Genomic DNA, 18722 nt, shown 5'->3' with positions numbered 1-18722 from the left:
GACTCGCTTTTATCATCAAATTATAGCAGTAATTTAACGAAACAATTAACTAAATTTTTATAATGTAAAATCTTTAATGTAAATTCTGTCGTCTGAGTTAATAACAACTTTGTATGCTCCTTCTTCCGTTTCAGATAATTTATAAACTCTATTTAAGATTTTTTCTCCTTCTACTTTATCAGAAAAAATAATGTCATTATTGTAGTATAAAGTTACATTTAAAGGTTGGTTGTCAAATTCAATTTTAGAAATCAAAATTAAATCTCCTTCTGTTCTAATTACTGGTTTAAAAATTACTTCCTTTTCTTTTTTATAGAAAGTTACAAAACCATCTTTAATTTCAAGTTTCTTAATAATAATTTCGAAGTCTTTTTCTAGTTCGGTAGTATATAAACCATCTTCTAAATTTGTTAAATCGAAATTCTTAGTAAAGTTTCCAGAACTTTGTAGTACTTGTTTATATATCGTTATTCCGTATTCATTTTTAATAGTTAAAGCATTCCCTTTTTTTACATCTTTAAATTCTACTTTAACTTTTTTAACGGCTACTGAATTAGTAGATTTCGTGTTGTCGTTTGCATAACTAATTAATGTTCCAAACATTAATGTTACTACTAAAATTGTTTTAATTATTGTTTTCATTATCTTCTTATTTAAAGGTTAGTAACGCTACAAATGTACAATGGTAGTTGAGTTTTAAAAACATCATAATTGCTGTATTTATGTATTATTTTATCATGTTTGATTGATGTTAATTAATCGTTAAGTTAATATAGAGTATATTTATGTTAATTTTATTTTCTGTAAAAAAGTATTTCAAATAAAAAGCGAGTCCTATTGGACTCGCTTTTACCATCAAATTATAGCAGTAATTTGGCGAAACAATTAACTAAATTTTTATATTGTAAAATCTTTTGTATAAGTTCTTTCATCAGAACTAACAACTACTTTATAAGCACCAACTTCCTTTTCAGATAATTTGTAAACTCTTTGTAAAAGTTTGTCTCCAGATATGGTTTCAGATAGTACAGCTTCATTATTATAATAAAGAGTAACTTTTAAAGGTTCATTGTTAAAATTAATTTTTGATATTAATAATAATTCACCTTCAGTTCTAATGATTGGTTTATATATTTTTTCATCTTTATTATTTAAAAATGTAACCAATCCATCTTCAACATTAAATTGTTTAATAACAATTTCGAAGTCTTTATTTAACTCAGCAGAGTAAATTCCATTTTCTAAAGCAGAAAAATCAAATGTTTTAGAATAGTCTCCAGAATTTTGAATTTCATTATTGTAAACAGTTAAACCGTTACTATTTTTAATAGTTAAAGTCTGACCTTTTTTTACATTATTAAATTCAACCTTAACAGTTTTCTTTGCTTCTTTATAATTGCTATTGTCTTTTTCGTTTGCGTTAGTTATTAATGTTCCGAACATTAAAGCAACTAATATAATTTTCTTTATTTTCATTTTATATATCATTTATATGATTAATAACACTGCAAATTTATGACAGAAGTTTTGTCTATAAAACATCGTAATTGGTGTTTTTGTGTGTTATATTAACAATCGTATTTCTGTATTGAATTTAGGTATGATAATATTGAATATGTTTGTGTTAATTTTATACAATAAATATTTTTAGTCTATATGTTTATAAACATAAAAAGCGAGTCCTTTTGGACTCGCTTTTACCATCAAACTATAGCAGTAATTTGACGAAACAATTAACTAAATTTTTATATTTTAAATTCTTTTGTATAAGTTCTTTGATCAGAACTAATAACTACTTTATAAGCACCAACTTCCTTTTCAGATAATTTGTAAACTCTTTTTAAAAGTTTGTCTCCAGATATGGTTTCAGATAGTACAGTTTCATCATTATAGTAAAGAGTAACTTTTAAAGGTTCATTGTTAAAATTAATTTTTGATATTAATAATAATTCACCTTCAGTTCTAATGATTGGTTTAAATATTTTTTCATCTTTATTATTTAAAAAAGTAACCAATCCATTTTCAACATTAAATTGTTTAATAACAATTTCGAAGTCTTTATTTAATTCAGCAGAGTAAATTCCATTTTCTAAAGCAGAAAAATCAAATGTTTTAGAATAGTCTCCAGAATTTTGAATTTCATTATTGTAAACAGTTAAACCGTTACTATTTTTAATGGTTAAAGTCTGACCTTTTTTTACATTATTAAATTCAACCTTAACAGTTTTTTTTGCTTCTTTATAATTGGTATTGTCTTTTTCGTTTGCGTTAGTTATTAATGTTCCGAACATTAAAGCAACTAATATAATTTTCTTTATTTTCATTTTATATATCATTTATATGATTAATAACACTGCAAATTTATGATAGAAGTTTTGTTTAGAAAACATCATAATTGGTGTTTTTATATGTTATATTAACAAGTGTGTTTGTTTGGTAGATTTACACATGTTAATATAGTGTAGGTTTGTGTTAATTTATGCAATAAAGGTTTTGTCTAGATGTTTTATAAACATAAAAAGCGAGTCCTTTTGGACTCGCTTTTACCATCAAACTATAGCAGTAATTTGACGAAACAATTAACTAAATTTTTATATTTTAAATTCTTTTGAATAAGTTCTTTCATCAGAACTAATAACTACTTTATAAACACCAGTTTCTTTTTGAGACAATTTGTAAACTCTTTTTAAAATTTTGTCCCCAGATAAGGTTTCAGAAAGTACAGCTTCATCATTATAGTAAAGAGAAACTTCTAAAGGTTCATTGTTAAAATTAATTTTTGATATTAATAATAATTCACCTTCAGTTCTAATGATTGGTTTAAATATTTTTTGATCTTTATTGTTTAAAAATGTTACCAATCCATTTTCAACATTAAATTGTTTAATAACAATTTCGAAGTCTTTATTTAACTCAGCAGAGTAAATTCCATTTTCTAAAGCAGAAAAATCAAATGTTTTAGAATAGTCTCCAGAATTTTGAATTTCATTATTGTAAACAGTTAAACCGTTACTATCTTTAATGGTTAAAGTCTGACCTTTTTTTACATTATTAAATTCAACCTTTACAGTTTTCTTTGAGTCTTCAGTATTGATGTTTTCGTTTGCATAACTAATTAATGTTCCGAACATTAAAGCAACTAATATAATTTTCTTCATTTTATTTGTCATTTATATGATTAATAACACTGCAAATTTATGGCAGCAATTCTGTTTAGAAAACATCTAAATTGGTGGGTTTGTGTACTAGATTAACTGTTATTTTTATGTTAAAAGAAAGTAAAGATAATTTAGTCTATAATTTTGTTAATTTTATACAGCTTTTTAGTGTTAAGTGTCGTAAATTTGCCGTTAAATAGTACTATTTATGAACGTTAAACCTACTTTAGAGAAAATTAGTCCCGATTTTGGAAGCTCAATACTTGTAAAAAAACATACAGAGTTTTTGAAGCAAATAAAAGCATTCTGGCATTTTCACCCAGAAATCGAATTAGTTTATGTGAATAAGGGAAAGGGTAAAAGACATATTGGTAATCATTTGTCTTACTTTAATAATAGTCAGTTATTATTAATAGGATCTAATTTGCCGCATAATGGTTTTACAGATAGACTAACAACCAATGGTTCTGAAACCTTGGTACAATTTAAACCAGACTTTTTAGGAAATGAGTTTTTTGAAGTTCCTGAAATGAAACCTATTAGTATTTTATTTGAAAAAGCCAAAAAAGGAATTCTTTTTGGTGTAAAAACAAAACAAAAATTAGGTCCAAAAATTGAAAAATTATCTGAAAAAGAAGGTTTTAAACAAGTGTTGATTTTGTTAGAAATTCTACATACACTTTCTAAATCAGATGATTATACTTTATTGAATGCAGATGGTTATGCTTTTGAGACGCAACCACAAGACAGTAGTAAAATAGATGTAATCTTTAAACATATAAACGAAAACTTTAACCAACATATTAGTTTAGATGAAATTTCTGATCTTGTAAGTATGACGGTTCCTGCGTTTTGTAGGTTTTTTAAGAAAACAACAGGTAGAACATTTACTAAATTGGTAAATGAATATAGAGTTGTACATGCAACTAAATTATTATCTGAAAGCCAAACGAGTATTACAGATATTTGTTTTGAATGTGGTTTTAATAACTTTTCTCACTTTAATAAATTGTTTAAAGAGTTTACAGGTAAATCTGCTTCAAAATATAGAAGTGAAATGATGAGTTTAATTCAGAATTAAGCTTTTCTAATTACTTCACTCCATTCCATTCATCATCAAATTGCTTCAGAAATAATTCCATAAAAGAATGTCTTTCTGCAGCAATTTGCTGTCCAGTAACAGTATTCATTTTATTTTTTAATAGCAATAATTTTTCGTAGAAATGATTGATTGTTGGAGCGGAAGAGTTTTTATACTCTTCTTTAGTCATATTTAGATTTGGTGGAATTTCTGGGTTATACAAAGCCCTGTTTTTAAATCCACCATAATTAAAACAACGCGCAATACCAATGGCTCCAATAGCATCTAATCTGTCTGCATCTTGCACAACTTCTAATTCTTTAGAAGTAAATTTTTTACCACTAGTTTCTAAAGAGTTTTTAAAAGATATGTGTTTTATTATATTTATAACATGCCCTTTTATGTCTTTAGAAACGTTTTGTTCTTCTAAAAATTTTGTTGCTATTTTAGGACCAACAGATTCGTCTCCATCATAAAATTTAGGATCTGCAATATCATGCAATAGCGCACCTAAAGAAACTATAAAAGCATTTACATGTTCATCCTTAGAAATTAAAACTGCATTTTTATAGACACGTTCTATGTGAAACCAATCATGTCCGCCTTCGGCATCTTTTAAGGTTTCTTTTACAAATTTTATAGTATTTAGTATGATGTTGTCTTTATCCATGTTACAAAAGTAAAAAATCTCAGATTAACATGAACCTGAGATTTTAAATTTTAAACTAGATACTTGTATCTATTACTTTTTATAAATAGCCATTACAGGGATATCAATATGATTGATTAAATCTTCTGCTAAACTAAAGGTAAATAAACGTTGGTATAAGTTGCGTTCTTGATTTAATAAGCAAACCATGTCTATTTTATTTTCGGTACAATAATCTGTTAAAGATGTTTTTAAATGTAAAGTATCAATAGACACAAATTTGGTTTTTTTATGTTTTAAAGTTAAGTTCTGTCTAAAGTTATCCATTAATGGAGAAATAGATTCACCATGAGCTAAATCGAAATGTACAACGTGTAATTGAGCACTAAACTCTTTAACAACTTTGGTTATTTTCTCTAAAGGTTCAATTTCTTCATCTCTATAATCTACCAAGAACATAATATTGTCTAGAGAACCATCAAATTTTGCGTTTTCTGGAACTGCGATTACAGGTTTGTCTATTTCTTCTAAAATTTTAATGGTATTGGTTTCCATAAAAATACTAAAAAGGCTGCTATTTTTTCCTTTGCTAGTTCCCATTATAATGATGTCAATTTTGTCATCACGTTTGGCAACATATTTAAATAGAGAATCGGAAAAAACACCTTCATCAACAATGTATTTTACTTTTAAGTCTCCTTTTTTACTTGCTTTTATCAGCTTTTGAAAAGGCGGAAATTTATCTTTTTTATTTCTAAAATTATCAATGTCAATTTTTTCGTAAATAGATTGTGTTTTTTCATCTACCGATATGTCTTCATGATAGGCATGATATATAATTAAGGTAGCATCTAGCTTTTGTGCGTATTCCATTGCATACGCAAAGGCATTTAAAGAAATTTCTGAAAAGTCTGTTGGAAATAATATGTTTTTCATAATTTTTAGTTTTAGAAAGATACTTCGAGATTTAATTCGTAAATATTATTTTCGTTTGATGTTTTGTTGTTATGTTCTGCATTTAGTACCAATCTTAGATATTTGTTTACAGTATAAGAAAGCCCTCCAATAAAACGTTTTGTATTCGCATCGTCTAAAGTTTCTAAATGAAAGGAGTCATATCTTGCCCAAAGAGCTAAAGGTGATTTTTTAATTTTATATTCTCCAAAAAAACTATATCCATCATTTTCAATTGCTTTACTAAAATCGTTTTCATCTACATATTCTCCTCTAAAATCACCTATACCGCTGTGCATTTGTCCTGTTAAAGTTAATTGTTTTCCTGTATAGGCAATAAACCCTAATACCTGATTAAATTGAGGATTGTACTCACTATTTCCTCTTCCAACATTAAAATAACCACTTATATGTAATTCTGGTAATTTATTGGCAAACGGTCTAACAGATAAACGTCCCGAAAACACTTTATTATTGTTGTTTTCTTCACCAGAATATCCTCCACCATTAAATAAACCGACTACATAACTTACGTATTTACCAGGCATAGCACCGTTTACTTCTTTTAGAAACTCCTTATCCATTGCAGGACCAATATTTCCTCCGTAGGTGATACCGAAATCAGCAGAATTAAAAATTCTATTTCTTTCAATAAACATATTGTCTTGTACTCTGTAGGTATTTATTTTTTGTTCAAAATCTAACCAAGGTGTATGTACCATACCAACTTCTACCCAGTTTCCTGTAAAAACATCACTATTAAAATTTGGTTTTGCTTTTACATATAAATATTTTAAACGCGTTTCTATATTTCCGGCATCGGGTCCATCTCTATCAACAGTTAAATCCATCGTATAACGTACCGAATAGGTTTTGTTTAGGTCTTTTTTTAAGGTGAAATAACTCCTTTTTAAAACAAAAGCACTCTGATGATCGTTTGTAATACCTATTTCGTCATCTGCTTGTGTTTGAGAAATACCATCTCTATAAGCGATAAACCAATTACCAGACATTTGAAGAAAATCTGCAATAGTGATTCCTTTTTCATCGGTATCTATTCCGTTTTTTTGGCTTTGTGCCATTGTTAAATTCGTAAAAGAAAGTAGACAAACTAATATAATGCAAGTTTTAAATTTAAAATACATTGGTTTTAATTTAGAATGATTGTTAAATTGAAGTTGCTATAAATTTTACACCATACACAAGTGCAATACTTACTATAAGGCCTATTAATACCTTAAATAAATCTACTCCTAAACTTTTAAACATATCTCTACGAGCTTCGTTTTTACGCAATACAAAGTTTAAGGCAATTTCTCTACCAGCTAAAATTCCTATAAACACCCAAGTTGTACTCATTGGTACATTGTTTAGTTCTTTAAAGTAGAATAAAACAATACCATACGTAAAGTCTATTAATGTAGCAGATCTTATATCTACTGTATTTGTTTTAGAGCGAATGATGCTTTGTATTGCACCTCCTTTAGATTTTATAATGTAAGCCAAAAGACCTAAAATAATAACTAAAGAACCTATTAACTCCCAAACACTTAATTGTCTTGGTAAGTACACATAAATATTAGCAAAGTCTTGAATTAGCCATTGCGACCATAAAAAACCTGTAGATAACCATTGTAAGGCTGTCCAAATATTTCTTTGTTTTTCTGTAATTGGGTTTTCAATAAATTTCTTTTCAACCGATTTAGAGATAATTAGGTATAAGACAATAGATGCTGTTAGCGCAAGTAAATAACCAGAAACAGATTTTGTAACCATATCTTCTAAATTCTTTGCATTAAAAAATGTAAGAATTAAAAAAGAGGTACTTACCGGTATTCCAGTACGTGTTAACAGCATTAAAACAATAGGAGGTAGAATGTAGTACCAAGCAAATGGTTGTGGTAAAGGATATTTTGCCAACCTTCCGTAAGAAACATCCCCATTATGAGTAACGTAACCGTAGATTAATGTTACAGCAAGTATACCACCAGCAAAAAGCCATAGCACCCACCATTTTTTACGTTCGTTAGAACTTAAAAAGGTTCCTAATGTCTGTATGGTGTCATTTCCTACAACAGAATACGCTGCTAAGAAAAAACCTAAATACATTACTGTTAATTCCATAGGTAAATTAAATTAGTTATAATTTAACTCAAAGGAATACTATTACAAAACAGTAAATGTTAAGTAATTATTATTATACTATAAAGTTTGGGGTAGTAGAAGTTATTTTCTTAAAGCCAGTTCCTTTTTTATGTTTTTGATATCAACATACATATAAATAGACATCGGTATAAAAAACAAAGGTAAAAAGGTATGAAAAGAAGTACCGTTTTCAATGGTAGAAAAAACAGCAAATACCACCATTAAAAGAATGACAACTATTTTAATAATAAAAAAGTTTTTTTGCTTTTTTAGTTTCGTTATAAGTTCTTCTTTGGTGTATGTAGAAAATTCTGAAGCCATAATAAGTAATGTTATTGAAAAAAAAATCCACCTATATTATTAAGTGGATTTTTTTTGTATAATATAATTTTAGAAGCCTAGCAAAACTCTTCGTAAGCCTGTGCTAAATTCTGTGCAATCATTTGTGCAGATCTTCCTTCAATATGATGGCGCTCTAACATGTGCACCAATTTACCATCTTTAAACAAAGCCATTGCTGGAGATGATGCTGGAAAAGGAATCATAAACTCACGTGCTTTTTGTGTAGATTCTTTTTCTACACCTGCAAAAACAGTTGTTAAGTTTGTTGGTGTTTTATCTGCTCCTAAAGAAGCAATAGCACCTGGTCTTGCCGTACCTGCAGCACAACCACAAACAGAGTTTACCACTACCAAAGTAGTTCCTTTTTTAGACATTGCGTTTTCAACGTCTTCACTTGTATATAATGCTTCAAAACCTGCGTTAATTAACTCATCGCGCATTGGTTTTACTAATTCTTCTGGATACATATTTTCTAATTTTAAAATGCAAAGATAGGTATAAGTTAAAGAAAAGTCAACTTTATAAAAATAGTTGTCTCAATAGAAATATCAATAAAATTGATGCCTTTTTATATCAATAGAAATGATTGTCTATTCTTTGGGCATGCCCATTTTTAAAACAAAGTTCCGTTTACACTGCACTTTTTTTAAAAATCGTCAGGCTTTCAGCACTCGCTTTTTTTGAGAAAAACAAAAAAGAGCTCAAACAAATGCTTCAATCCTTCATGCAAAGGAGTACTTGCCAATTACATAAAATTTAAAACCTTTTAAATTTCAACTAAATATCTTTGTAACTTTGTAGCTTCAAATAAAAAATAAATAATGGGAAGTTTTACAAAATGGTTAGGAGCAGGATTAGGATTTACTTTTGGAGGTCCAATAGGTGCAGCCATTGGTTTTGCAGTAGGTAGTTTTGTAGATGGTTTTTCTATAAAAGACCTTACACAAGAACAACTAGATTACGAAAGAACCAGACAATCTAGTGGTAGAAATAGTGCTACAGATACACAATCTGGAGATTTTGAAATGAGTTTGCTTGTTTTGGCATCCATAGTTATAAAATCTGACGGAAAAGTAGATCAGCGAGAATTAGACTTTGTACGTTCTCAATTTGTTGGGATGTACGGTAAAGAAAGAGCTAACAATGCCTTTAAGCTTTTTAGCGGAATTATAAAAAAGGAAGTTTCTGCACGTCAAGTTTGTATACAGATTAGACAAAATATGTCTCACGCATCTCGTTTACAATTATTACATTTCTTATTCGGTATTGCAAAAGCAGACGGCTTTGTAGCAGCGTCTGAAATAGAAGAAATTAGAAAGATGGCTGGTTATTTGTACATCAACCAAAACGATTTTGAGTCTATAAAAGCAATGTTTCATGATGCTTCAGAAAACGCTTATAAAATTTTAGATCTAGAAAAGACAGCTACAGATGCAGAAGTAAAAAGTGGTTATAGAAAAATGGTAAAAAAATACCATCCAGATAAATTACAAGGCTTAGGAGAAGAGCATTTAAAAGGAGCAAATGAAAAATTTCAAAGCATACAAGCTGCGTATGAAAAGATAAAAAACGAGAGAGGTATGTAGATCTCATTTTAAGTTTTAAAGTAACAAAGTTAAAGAGTTACAAAGTTGCAGCGTTTACGAAGTTTGGCATTTCGTTTCTTCTCAATTTTGTAACTTTTTTTATGCTTTGTAACTTCTTTAGAAACAAACTTAAAAATTAGAAGAATTTCAGTAAATTCGCAATCTTATTAGAAAAGACAGAAAATGAAAGCGAAATTTCCTGAGTATAAAGGACTTGACTTACCAAAAGTAGCAGAAGAAATCTTAAGCTATTGGCAAGAAAATAACATCTTCGAAAAGAGTGTATCTTCTAGAGAAAATGCAAAACCTTTTGTATTTTTTGAGGGCCCTCCTTCTGCAAACGGACTTCCAGGAGTTCACCATGTTTTAGCAAGAGCTATTAAAGATATTTTTCCACGTTATAAAACCATGAAAGGCTACCAAGTAAAGCGTAAAGCTGGTTGGGATACACATGGTTTACCAATAGAATTGGGTGTAGAAAAAGAATTAGGAATTACCAAAGAAGATATTGGAAAAACCATTTCTGTAGAAGATTATAACGCAGCTTGTAGAAAAGCGGTAATGAAATATACAGATGTTTGGCATGACTTAACCAATAAAATGGGGTATTGGGTAGATATGGAAGATCCATACATTACTTACGAACCTAAATATATGGAGTCTGTTTGGTGGTTGCTAAAAGAGATTTACAATAAAAAATTAATTTACAAAGGATATACAATTCAGCCTTATTCGCCAAAAGCGGGTACAGGTTTAAGTTCTCACGAATTAAATCAACCAGGAACATATCAAGATGTAACTGATACTACAATTGTTGCACAATTTAAAGCTGTAGAAAATACGCTTCCAGACTTTTTACAGAATGAAGGAACGGTTTATTTTATCGCTTGGACAACAACTCCTTGGACATTACCATCTAATACTGCATTAACAGTTGGACCTAAAATTGAATATGTTTTAGTAGAAACTTTTAATCAATATACCTTTGAACCGATCAAAGTAATTCTTGCTAAGAAATTAGTTGGAAAACAATTTGCAGGTAAAAATAATGTTGAAGTAGGAACTACAGAAGAATTATCAACATATAATTCTGGTGATAAAAAAATACCTTATCACGTTATAAAAGAATTTGTTGGTAAAGATTTAGTAAATATTAAATACGAACCAGTTTTAAATTACTGTTTGCCAAATGACAATCCAGAGGATGCTTTTAGAGTAATTTTAGGAGATTTTGTAACAACAGAAGACGGAACAGGAATTGTGCATACAGCACCAACTTTCGGTCAAGATGATGCTTTGGTTGCAAAACAAGCGGTACCACCAATTCCGCCAATGTTGGTGAAAGATGAAAATGATAATTTAGTTCCTCTAGTAAATTTACAAGGAAAATTTAGACCAGAAATGGGCGAATTTGCAGGTAAATATGTAAAGAACGAATATTATCCTGATGGTGAAGCGCCAGAAAGATCTATAGATGTTGAGTTGGCTATTAAGTTAAAGACAGAGAATAAAGCCTTTAAGGTAGAAAAATACAAGCACAGTTATCCAAATTGTTGGAGAACTGATAAGCCAATTTTATATTATCCATTAGATTCTTGGTTTATTAAAGTAACCGATGTTAAGGATAGAATGCACTCTTTAAACAAAACCATTAACTGGAAACCAGAATCTACAGGAACCGGACGTTTTGGAAACTGGTTGGCAAATGCAAACGATTGGAATTTATCTCGTTCTCGTTACTGGGGAATTCCATTACCAATCTGGAGAACAGAAGATGGTAAAGAAGAAATTTGTATTGGTTCTGTTAAAGAATTAAAAGAAGAAATGGCAAAGGCTGTATCAGCTGGCGTTTTAGCAAAAGATATTTTTGAAGATTTTGAAGTTGATAACAACTCAGAAGAAAACTATGCAAAAATAGATTTACATAAAAACATTGTGGATGAAATAGTATTAGTTTCAGCAAGCGGACAACCAATGAAGCGTGAAAGCGATTTAATTGATGTATGGTTCGATTCTGGTTCTATGCCTTATGCACAATGGCATTACCCTTTTGAAAACAAACAAAAAATTGATGGAAATGAATCTTTTCCTGCAGATTTTATTGCAGAAGGAGTAGATCAAACCAGAGGTTGGTTTTATACTTTACATGCAATTGCAACAATGGTTTTTGATTCTGTTGCCTATAAAAACGTTGTTTCTAACGGTTTAGTTTTAGATAAAAACGGACATAAAATGTCTAAACGTTTAGGAAATGCAACAGATCCTTTTACAACATTATCTACCTATGGTGCAGATGCAACACGTTGGTACATGATTGCAAATGCAAATCCTTGGGACAATTTAAAATTCGATTTAGACGGAATTGAAGAGGTAAAACGTAAATTCTTCGGAACTTTATATAATACCTATTCTTTCTTTACTTTATATACAAATTTAGATGGTTTTTCTTATGAAGAAGCAGATATTCCTTTAGAAAAAAGACCAGAAATAGACCGTTGGGTTTTATCAGAATTACATACTTTAATTGCTAAAGTAGATAAGTTCTACGAAGAATACGAACCAACAAGAGCCGCTAGAGCAATAAGTGACTTTACACAAGATTACTTAAGTAACTGGTATGTGCGTTTAAGTAGAAGACGTTTTTGGAAGGGAGATTATCAAACAGATAAAATTTCTGCATATCAAACGTTGTACACTTGTATGAATACAATTGCAAAATTAGCGTCGCCAATTGCGCCGTTCTTTATGGACAGATTGTATCAAGATTTAAATTCTGTAACGGGTAAAGAAACATCAGAAAGTATTCACTTATCAGATTTCCCTGTATATGATGCAAGTTTTGTAAATAAGAGTTTAGAGCGTAAAATGGAAAATGCACAAATTATATCTTCTTTAGTTTTATCACTTAGAGCAAAAGAAAAGATTAAAGTGCGTCAACCATTACAAAAAATTATGATTCCTGTTGATAATGAACAACAGAAAGAAGAAATTTTAGCGGTTGCAGATCTTATTAAAAATGAAGTAAACATTAAAGAGATTCAAATTTTAGATGATGCTTCAGATATTTTAATCAAACAAATAAAACCTAATTTTAAAACATTAGGCCCTAAGTTTGGAAAAGATATGCGTTTTATAGCTGCTGAGGTGCAAAAGTTTAACCAAGAAGATATTAACAAAATAGAAAAAGATAAAAACATTTCTCTTGAGGTTAATGGAAAAAATATTATTTTAGAACTCTCAGACGTAGAGATATCATCTAAAGACATAGAAGGGTGGTTAGTTGCAAATGAAGGGGCGTTAACAGTTGCTTTAGATGTTACTATAACAGAAGATTTGCGTAAAGAAGGAGTTGCCAGAGAATTGGTAAATAGAATCCAAAATGCACGTAAAGACACAGGTTTAGAAGTAACAGATAGAATAAAATTAACGGTTTTAAATTTCGAGAACTTACAAAAATCTATCACGGATAATAAAGACTACATAATGAGTGAAACATTAACTAAGGAATTGGTTTTTGTAGATGAGTTAAATAATGGTACAGAAATTGAATTTGATACCATAAAAAGTAGAATATTAATAGAAAAAATGTAAGATTTATGTCAGACGTAAAACAAAAATATTCAGCGGAAGACTTACAAGAGTTTAAAGCAATTATAGACAAGAAGATAGCAAGAGCAAATGAAGATTTAGCGTTGTTAAAAGCTGCTTATAAAAATGATTCAGATAACGGTACAAATGATACTTCACATTCATTTAAGTCTTTTGATGAAGGTTCTGAAGTGATGAACAAAGAAGCAAATGTTCAGCTAGCTATTAGACAAGAAAAGTTTATTAGAGACTTAAAAAATGCTTTGTTACGTATAGAAAACAAGACGTATGGTGTTTGTAGAGTAACAGGTAAATTAATACAGAAAGAACGTTTAAGAATAGTACCTCATGCTACTTTAAGCATAGAAGCTAAACGCAAACAATAATAAATTACTTATCATAATTAAAAAGCTTCTTTAGGGAAGCTTTTTTTGTTTTTATAACTTTACGATTATGTTTAATAGAAGGCATCTGAAAATAGTGTTTTTCTTTTTATTGATTTCTACCCACATTTTATCTCAAAAGAAAGTGGTGAAAAAGTTTGAAACTCAATTAAAAGAAATAGAAATTTCTACACATGGTTTAGATAGTTTTGTAATAGAAAATTCTGACTCTAACTTTATAGAAGTCTATTTAATTGCAGAAAATATAACAAAACAACATATTCTTTACAAGGAAGAGTTTAACACCTTAAAGATTCAATTTGAAATACCAGAAAGTTTACCAGAAGATAAGGTGTTTAGAAAATTTATAACAGAACGATTACAAAGAGCAAGTGTAGTTCTTAAAGTTCCAGGCAATAAAAAGATTACTGTTTTTGGCGATGAAATAAATATTGAATCTAAAAGCTATAAAGGAGATTTAAATATTTTTATTGAAAAAGGAATTTTAAAATTGCATACAATTATTGAGAATTTAGCAGTAAAAATGTATGACGGAAATTTATATGCGAGTTCAAATAACACTAGTATTGATATTGTTTCTAATATGGGTAAAATAGTAATTAACGATGTTTTAGTTGAAAAAACATATCAGAAAAGAGTAGCAAAATCTATGAAAGAAATTCGTATAAACTCTGCAAAAGCTAATATTTTCTTAACAGCCGAATAAACGCAATATTATTGTTATTTTTGTGAACACAAATTAAAAACAGATGTCAAAAAAGAGTCTTGCTATTCTAATTATTTTTATCGCAATTATTTTAGATCAAGTAATTAAAATTTATGTTAAAACACATTTTATTTTAGGTGAAGAAGTGGTTGTTTTCGATTGGTTTAGAATCCATTTTACAGAAAACAATGGTATGGCAATGGGGTTTGAGTTTGGAGGCAAAGGAGGAAAACTCTTTTTAACCTTATTTAGATTGATTGCAGTATCTGGAATTATCTATTGGTTAATACAAAACATTAAAAAGAAGGTACACAATGCCGTAATTATAGCGATTGCTTTAATCTTTTCTGGAGCAGTTGGTAATATCATCGATTCTGTTTTTTACGGAATTATTTTTGATGGATCTAACCATAAAGTAGCAACACTATTTGCAGAGAAACCTTATGGCGAATTATTTCATGGTAGAGTAGTAGATATGTTTTATTTTCCTTTATGGCAAGGTGTTTTGCCAGATTGGATTCCTGTTATGGGTGGAGAAATGTTTACTTTTTTTCAATATATATTTAATCCTGCAGATGCTTTTATAAGTATTGGTGTGGCTTTGTTGTTTATTTTTAGCAAACAAGCTTTTCCTAAAGAGGAGGAAGTTGTTTTAAAAGAATAATCTTTTATATCTTTAAAGAAAGTTTAAGAATATGAATAGCTTTCTAAAATACCTGGCTGTTTTTCTTTTTGGTTTTTTTATCGCCAAATTTTGGTACGATAAAAAAGAGAGGAATCATAAACAAGAAGAAATACAAGTAGTCGTAACTTCTATTAAGAATTTGAGTAAGCTTGTTGTTTCTAAAGGAACTTTTTCTGAAGTTTATAATTACTCAGACTCTAAAAAATACTTTTACGATTATCTTTCTTTTGATAAAAAAGCCATCGTAACTGTAAATGCGACTGTAGAGGTTGGTTATGATTTATCTAAATTAGAAATTCAGATAGATTCTGTAGGTAAGAAAATTTACATCAATAAAATACCGAAAGAAGAGGTTGTAATTTCTCCTGATATAAAATATTTCGATTTACAACAAAGTCAGTTTAATACTTTTTCTAAGTACGATTTGAATAAAATTAACAAAACAAGTATCGAAAAGATTAAAGAAACTATTGAAGTTACAGATTTAAAAGAAAAAGCAAAAATAAGATTGTTAGAGGAGTTGTCTAAAATCTATCAACTTTCTGCAGTTTATAATTGGCAAGTTATAGACAATACCAATTCTGGATTTTTAAGTAATTTTAAAAATTAAGTTTAAAAAAGCCCTCAAAAATAAATTTGAGAGCTTTTACATTGTGTTTATAATCCTTTTTTATTAAAATCTATCCTTAGCTCTTTAGAGACTTGAAGCTTGAGCTTTTAAAGCTGCATATTTACCATAGTTTATTATAAACTTAACCGTCTTTTAGATATTAAAATCTGGAGTAACTTCTATTAATTTCTTCTGAATACCGTAAATAACTAAACCTGCAACGTTTTTAGAATGCGTTTTAAGTAATAAGTTGTTTCTATGACCTTCTACGGTTCTGGGGCTAATAAAAAGTTTGTCTGCAATTTCTGCAGTAGTACATTGGTCGCAAATTAATTCTAAAACATCAATTTCTCTTTTAGAAAGTAATTTTTTATCTAAATCGATTTTTATGCGTTTTCCACTAGATGAATTAATATTTTCTTGAATAATTTTTAAAACTTTCTCATCATAATAAAAACCTTTATTAAATACTTCATTAATGGTGTGAATTACCATTTTAGGACTTGTGTTTTTAAGTAGGTAAGATGAGGCGCCAACATCAATCATATTGGTTATAAAAGATTTTCCATCAAAACTAGTTAAAGCAATTATCTTAATGTTTGGGTGTGTCTTATGAATTTTTTTAGTAGCTTCTACACCATTCATTTCGGGCATTTTTAAATCCATTAAAATAATATCTGGAGTATGTTCTGTATAAGATAGAAAATCAATTAATTCTTTACCATTTTCTGCTTCATAAGTAATGCTAAAGTTATTTTCTCTTTCTAATAAAAATCGGATACCTTTTCTAAAAAGTTCTTCATCATCAGCAATTATGATATTAATTTTATTCATCATTTGGGGGTTATATTACAATTAAGATATTAAATCCTTTACCTACTTCACTTCCAATACTATATCGTCCATTCAATAAAGAAACCCTACTTTCTATATTTTTCATACCAAGGCCTTTTTTATTTTCTTTTTTATCAGAATTAAAACCAATACCGTTGTCTGTATAGCTAAAAATAAGGTTGTTGTCTTTATGAGAAATATTTAAAGTACTCTTTTTTGCTTTACCATGTCTTATAGAATTATTAATTAATTCTTGAGTAATTCTAAAGAGATGTAATTCATTTTGTGGGTTTAAATGTTGCTTAGTGTATTTTATATTGTAAAGTATATTAATTTTTCTACTATTATTAAAAGAGTCTGCAAGTTCTTCTATGGCATCTTTAAGCCCAAATTCTTCTAAAATTGGTGGTAGTAAATTATGTGCAATTTTACGAGCACTTTCTAAGGTTTTATCTGTAGCTTCTAAAATACCATTGTTAACTATAAGGTATTCTTCTGGAGACAGATCTCCGTCTTTTAAAAGGTTTGCATTTAAGTTAATTACATTTAGTTTAGAACTAATATCGTCATGTAAATCTTGTGCAATACGTTTGCGCTCTTCTTCTTGAGTTATGATGATAGATTGTATAATTTCTTTTTGATGTGTTACTTCTAAATTCTTTTTCTCTAGTTCTTTGTCTACAATTTTTTTTCTTGAGGAGAAGAAAAATAGTAAGAGCGCAACTCCCATAAATAGAAGTAATAAAACTCCTATTAAAGCGATAAGTACCACTTGGTTTTCTTGAATAAGGAGTTTTTTCATTTGGGGGGTTTAAATCAAAGAAAACGAAGTTACATAAAAATAATTTTATTTTCAAAATTGTCGTTTTATTACTTTGTAATAGAACTATCTATAAATTTAATCTGTATTTTTTGATGCAAATAGTTGGTTGTGTTCTTTACGAATTGGTTTTCTAAAGTTTTTATACCATTCTACAAAAATCATTATCTGAAAAATTAGGTATAAAATAGAATTAAACTGCCAAACATAAAACTTTAACTCCCTAGAACCTATATTTCCTAATGTGAAGATTAGTGTACTACACAACGTATAGACAAAGAAACCAGAGTTAAAATAAATGTATTTTCTATTTTTATTATCATCTATTTTTTTTAGAAAAAAGAAAAAGCTGTAAAATAATAACGGTATTGATGTAGTTGCAATTTCTAAAACACTCCATCTATTTAGATTTTCAGGAAAATTATAAAGATATATAATAAAAGATGCTGCTGTTATAAACGTTAAAAAAAAAATGAAGGGCTTATACTTTTTAAAATCAATAAGAGAGGAAAAGAATAGGCTTAAAAAAATAAACTGACCAATAAAAAAATAATGACTTAAAAAAAGGTTGTAATTGTTTAACGAATTTAAAATGTTAGATAAAAACTGAATAAAAAGACAAAGCAATAAATACATAATAAAGTATTTTAGTGCTTTGTATTTTTTATTATAGCTTATAATAAAAACTAGTGTATTTAAAGCTAATACAGTATAGCCAGCATTTATTACAAAATCATCAAAAGTCATATTAGGTAGCTTAATTTAAAGGACTTTCAGTGTCACATTTATCCGGACAAGGAGTCGTCAAATCATAAATAAAATCACTTTTTGAATCTAGATTTTCACCATCCTTAGAAGAAATCATATCTTTTCCTTCAGCATCTACACCCACAATAATTAATTTTTCTTCAAAAACAGTTTCTCCTTCAATTTTGCGTTTATGAACCCCTAAATAGGCTCTTACTGTTACGGCTCCCTCTGCAATTACTCCTTTTAAATCTTCTAAAGGAATGTTAAAAGCTCTGCAATCTCGGTGTGCATTATAGGTGCCTTCCATTTTGCGCCATCTTTTGGTCCATTTTTTAGCTGTTTTTAATGAAATAGTGTTTTTTTTTGCCATGATTAGTTTGTATCGGTAGTTAATAAATAATTTTAGTTAG

General features: G+C 28.7%; 21 protein-coding genes. 7 read left to right on the top strand and 14 right to left on the bottom strand.

The genetic code is table 11. The annotated features are described in order from the left end of the window. Window positions 1–57 precede the first annotated feature (57 nt). The 4 genes from H0I29_RS04505 to H0I29_RS04490 form a co-directional block, all read right to left on the bottom strand. Window positions 58–642 carry a hypothetical protein gene (locus H0I29_RS04505; protein ID WP_218754563.1) on the bottom strand — a complete coding sequence of 195 codons (585 nt, stop codon included), beginning with the start codon at window positions 640–642 and terminating at the stop codon, window positions 58–60. A gap of 255 nt (window positions 643–897) precedes the next feature. Continuing rightward, entirely contained in the window at window positions 898–1476 is a 579-nt protein-coding gene (locus H0I29_RS04500) for a hypothetical protein (RefSeq protein WP_218754562.1), read from the bottom strand. Between the two features lie 269 nt (window positions 1477–1745). Then, window positions 1746–2324 (bottom strand): hypothetical protein, encoded by a 579-nt coding sequence (locus tag H0I29_RS04495; protein ID WP_218754561.1) that lies wholly within the window; start codon window positions 2322–2324, stop codon window positions 1746–1748. A 267-nt stretch (window positions 2325–2591) separates the two neighbouring features. Further along, window positions 2592–3158 (bottom strand): hypothetical protein, encoded by a 567-nt coding sequence (locus tag H0I29_RS04490; protein ID WP_218754560.1) that lies wholly within the window; start codon window positions 3156–3158, stop codon window positions 2592–2594. 208 nt (window positions 3159–3366) lie between these two features. On the opposite strand from H0I29_RS04490, the gene H0I29_RS04485 reads away from it, so the two are divergent. After that, on the top strand, window positions 3367–4239 hold the full coding sequence (locus H0I29_RS04485) for an AraC family transcriptional regulator (RefSeq protein ID WP_165731806.1): 873 nt from the start codon (window positions 3367–3369) through the stop codon (window positions 4237–4239). Between the two features lie 10 nt (window positions 4240–4249). Here H0I29_RS04485 and H0I29_RS04480 read toward each other — a convergent pair whose 3' ends face one another. The 6 genes from H0I29_RS04480 to H0I29_RS04455 all read right to left on the bottom strand — a co-directional run bounded on the left by H0I29_RS04480 (window position 4250) and on the right by H0I29_RS04455 (window position 8796). Beyond that, the gene (locus H0I29_RS04480) at window positions 4250–4909 is read right to left on the bottom strand and encodes an HD domain-containing protein (RefSeq protein WP_218754559.1); all 660 of its coding nucleotides are present in this window, start codon (window positions 4907–4909) and stop codon (window positions 4250–4252) included. A gap of 72 nt (window positions 4910–4981) precedes the next feature. Further along, the gene (locus tag H0I29_RS04475) at window positions 4982–5824 is read right to left on the bottom strand and encodes a universal stress protein (RefSeq protein ID WP_218754558.1); all 843 of its coding nucleotides are present in this window, start codon (window positions 5822–5824) and stop codon (window positions 4982–4984) included. A gap of 11 nt (window positions 5825–5835) precedes the next feature. Next, a complete protein-coding gene (locus tag H0I29_RS04470) occupies window positions 5836–6924 on the bottom strand; it encodes a hypothetical protein (protein WP_218754557.1) in 1089 nt (362 codons plus the stop codon). An 85-nt stretch (window positions 6925–7009) separates the two neighbouring features. Further along, a complete protein-coding gene (locus H0I29_RS04465; protein WP_218731668.1) occupies window positions 7010–7966 on the bottom strand; it encodes a hypothetical protein in 957 nt (318 codons plus the stop codon). A gap of 102 nt (window positions 7967–8068) precedes the next feature. Further along, window positions 8069–8308 carry a hypothetical protein gene (locus tag H0I29_RS04460; RefSeq protein ID WP_218731667.1) on the bottom strand — a complete coding sequence of 80 codons (240 nt, stop codon included), beginning with the start codon at window positions 8306–8308 and terminating at the stop codon, window positions 8069–8071. A gap of 77 nt (window positions 8309–8385) precedes the next feature. Next, window positions 8386–8796, bottom strand: a complete 411-nt coding sequence (locus H0I29_RS04455) for a BrxA/BrxB family bacilliredoxin (protein ID WP_165731812.1) — start codon at window positions 8794–8796, stop codon at window positions 8386–8388. Between the two features lie 354 nt (window positions 8797–9150). Here H0I29_RS04455 and H0I29_RS04450 point away from each other — a divergent pair, with 354 nt between their 5' ends. From H0I29_RS04450 to H0I29_RS04425, 6 genes are all read left to right on the top strand, one after another. Further along, complete coding sequence (locus H0I29_RS04450) at window positions 9151–9915, top strand: TerB family tellurite resistance protein (RefSeq protein WP_218754556.1); 765 nt, start codon at window positions 9151–9153, stop codon at window positions 9913–9915. A gap of 183 nt (window positions 9916–10098) precedes the next feature. Continuing rightward, window positions 10099–13506, top strand: coding sequence for an isoleucine--tRNA ligase (ileS, locus tag H0I29_RS04445; RefSeq protein ID WP_218754555.1), 3408 nt, complete (start codon window positions 10099–10101; stop codon window positions 13504–13506). 5 nt (window positions 13507–13511) lie between these two features. After that, window positions 13512–13889: a TraR/DksA C4-type zinc finger protein gene (locus H0I29_RS04440; RefSeq protein WP_165731815.1), complete on the top strand. Its 378-nt coding sequence runs from the start codon at window positions 13512–13514 to the stop codon at window positions 13887–13889. Window positions 13890–14034: 145 nt separating this feature from the next. Continuing rightward, a complete protein-coding gene (locus H0I29_RS04435) occupies window positions 14035–14613 on the top strand; it encodes a hypothetical protein (protein ID WP_218754554.1) in 579 nt (192 codons plus the stop codon). A gap of 43 nt (window positions 14614–14656) precedes the next feature. Beyond that, a complete protein-coding gene (locus H0I29_RS04430; RefSeq protein WP_218754553.1) occupies window positions 14657–15277 on the top strand; it encodes a lipoprotein signal peptidase in 621 nt (206 codons plus the stop codon). 31 nt (window positions 15278–15308) lie between these two features. Further along, entirely contained in the window at window positions 15309–15908 is a 600-nt protein-coding gene (locus H0I29_RS04425; RefSeq protein WP_218731662.1) for a DUF4230 domain-containing protein, read from the top strand. A gap of 153 nt (window positions 15909–16061) precedes the next feature. Here the strand turns inward: H0I29_RS04425 and H0I29_RS04420 are convergent, their stop codons facing one another. From H0I29_RS04420 to H0I29_RS04405, 4 genes are all read right to left on the bottom strand, one after another. Then, window positions 16062–16742, bottom strand: a complete 681-nt coding sequence (locus H0I29_RS04420; protein WP_218755190.1) for a response regulator transcription factor — start codon at window positions 16740–16742, stop codon at window positions 16062–16064. Between the two features lie 10 nt (window positions 16743–16752). Continuing rightward, complete coding sequence (locus tag H0I29_RS04415) at window positions 16753–17544, bottom strand: sensor histidine kinase (RefSeq protein WP_218754552.1); 792 nt, start codon at window positions 17542–17544, stop codon at window positions 16753–16755. A 96-nt stretch (window positions 17545–17640) separates the two neighbouring features. After that, complete coding sequence (locus H0I29_RS04410) at window positions 17641–18309, bottom strand: hypothetical protein (protein ID WP_218754551.1); 669 nt, start codon at window positions 18307–18309, stop codon at window positions 17641–17643. Between the two features lie 10 nt (window positions 18310–18319). Continuing rightward, on the bottom strand, window positions 18320–18682 hold the full coding sequence (locus H0I29_RS04405; protein WP_218754550.1) for a hypothetical protein: 363 nt from the start codon (window positions 18680–18682) through the stop codon (window positions 18320–18322). Window positions 18683–18722: the final 40 nt, after the last annotated feature.

The organism is Polaribacter sp. R2A056_3_33 (assembly GCF_019278485.1).
Lineage (GTDB): Bacteria > Bacteroidota > Bacteroidia > Flavobacteriales > Flavobacteriaceae > Polaribacter.
This window is presented reverse-complemented; position numbering and strand designations above follow the sequence as displayed.

Excerpts from the sequence above, each read along its gene's own strand:
- H0I29_RS04505 (WP_218754563.1), bottom strand. The coding sequence starts at position 642 with ATGAAAACAATAATTAAAACAATTTTAGTAGTAACATTAATGTTTGGA.
- H0I29_RS04500 (WP_218754562.1), bottom strand. The coding sequence starts at position 1,476 with ATGAAAATAAAGAAAATTATATTAGTTGCTTTAATGTTCGGAACATTA.
- H0I29_RS04495 (WP_218754561.1), bottom strand. The coding sequence starts at position 2,324 with ATGAAAATAAAGAAAATTATATTAGTTGCTTTAATGTTCGGAACATTA.
- H0I29_RS04490 (WP_218754560.1), bottom strand. The coding sequence starts at position 3,158 with ATGAAGAAAATTATATTAGTTGCTTTAATGTTCGGAACATTAATTAGT.
- H0I29_RS04485 (WP_165731806.1), top strand. The coding sequence starts at position 3,367 with ATGAACGTTAAACCTACTTTAGAGAAAATTAGTCCCGATTTTGGAAGC.
- H0I29_RS04480 (WP_218754559.1), bottom strand. The coding sequence starts at position 4,909 with ATGGATAAAGACAACATCATACTAAATACTATAAAATTTGTAAAAGAA.
- H0I29_RS04475 (WP_218754558.1), bottom strand. The coding sequence starts at position 5,824 with ATGAAAAACATATTATTTCCAACAGACTTTTCAGAAATTTCTTTAAAT.
- H0I29_RS04470 (WP_218754557.1), bottom strand. The coding sequence starts at position 6,924 with ATGGCACAAAGCCAAAAAAACGGAATAGATACCGATGAAAAAGGAATC.
- H0I29_RS04465 (WP_218731668.1), bottom strand. The coding sequence starts at position 7,966 with ATGGAATTAACAGTAATGTATTTAGGTTTTTTCTTAGCAGCGTATTCT.
- H0I29_RS04460 (WP_218731667.1), bottom strand. The coding sequence starts at position 8,308 with ATGGCTTCAGAATTTTCTACATACACCAAAGAAGAACTTATAACGAAA.
- H0I29_RS04455 (WP_165731812.1), bottom strand. The coding sequence starts at position 8,796 with ATGTATCCAGAAGAATTAGTAAAACCAATGCGCGATGAGTTAATTAAC.
- H0I29_RS04450 (WP_218754556.1), top strand. The coding sequence starts at position 9,151 with ATGGGAAGTTTTACAAAATGGTTAGGAGCAGGATTAGGATTTACTTTT.
- ileS (WP_218754555.1), top strand. The coding sequence starts at position 10,099 with ATGAAAGCGAAATTTCCTGAGTATAAAGGACTTGACTTACCAAAAGTA.
- H0I29_RS04440 (WP_165731815.1), top strand. The coding sequence starts at position 13,512 with ATGTCAGACGTAAAACAAAAATATTCAGCGGAAGACTTACAAGAGTTT.
- H0I29_RS04430 (WP_218754553.1), top strand. The coding sequence starts at position 14,657 with ATGTCAAAAAAGAGTCTTGCTATTCTAATTATTTTTATCGCAATTATT.
- H0I29_RS04425 (WP_218731662.1), top strand. The coding sequence starts at position 15,309 with ATGAATAGCTTTCTAAAATACCTGGCTGTTTTTCTTTTTGGTTTTTTT.
- H0I29_RS04420 (WP_218755190.1), bottom strand. The coding sequence starts at position 16,742 with ATGAATAAAATTAATATCATAATTGCTGATGATGAAGAACTTTTTAGA.
- H0I29_RS04415 (WP_218754552.1), bottom strand. The coding sequence starts at position 17,544 with ATGAAAAAACTCCTTATTCAAGAAAACCAAGTGGTACTTATCGCTTTA.
- H0I29_RS04410 (WP_218754551.1), bottom strand. The coding sequence starts at position 18,309 with ATGACTTTTGATGATTTTGTAATAAATGCTGGCTATACTGTATTAGCT.
- H0I29_RS04405 (WP_218754550.1), bottom strand. The coding sequence starts at position 18,682 with ATGGCAAAAAAAAACACTATTTCATTAAAAACAGCTAAAAAATGGACC.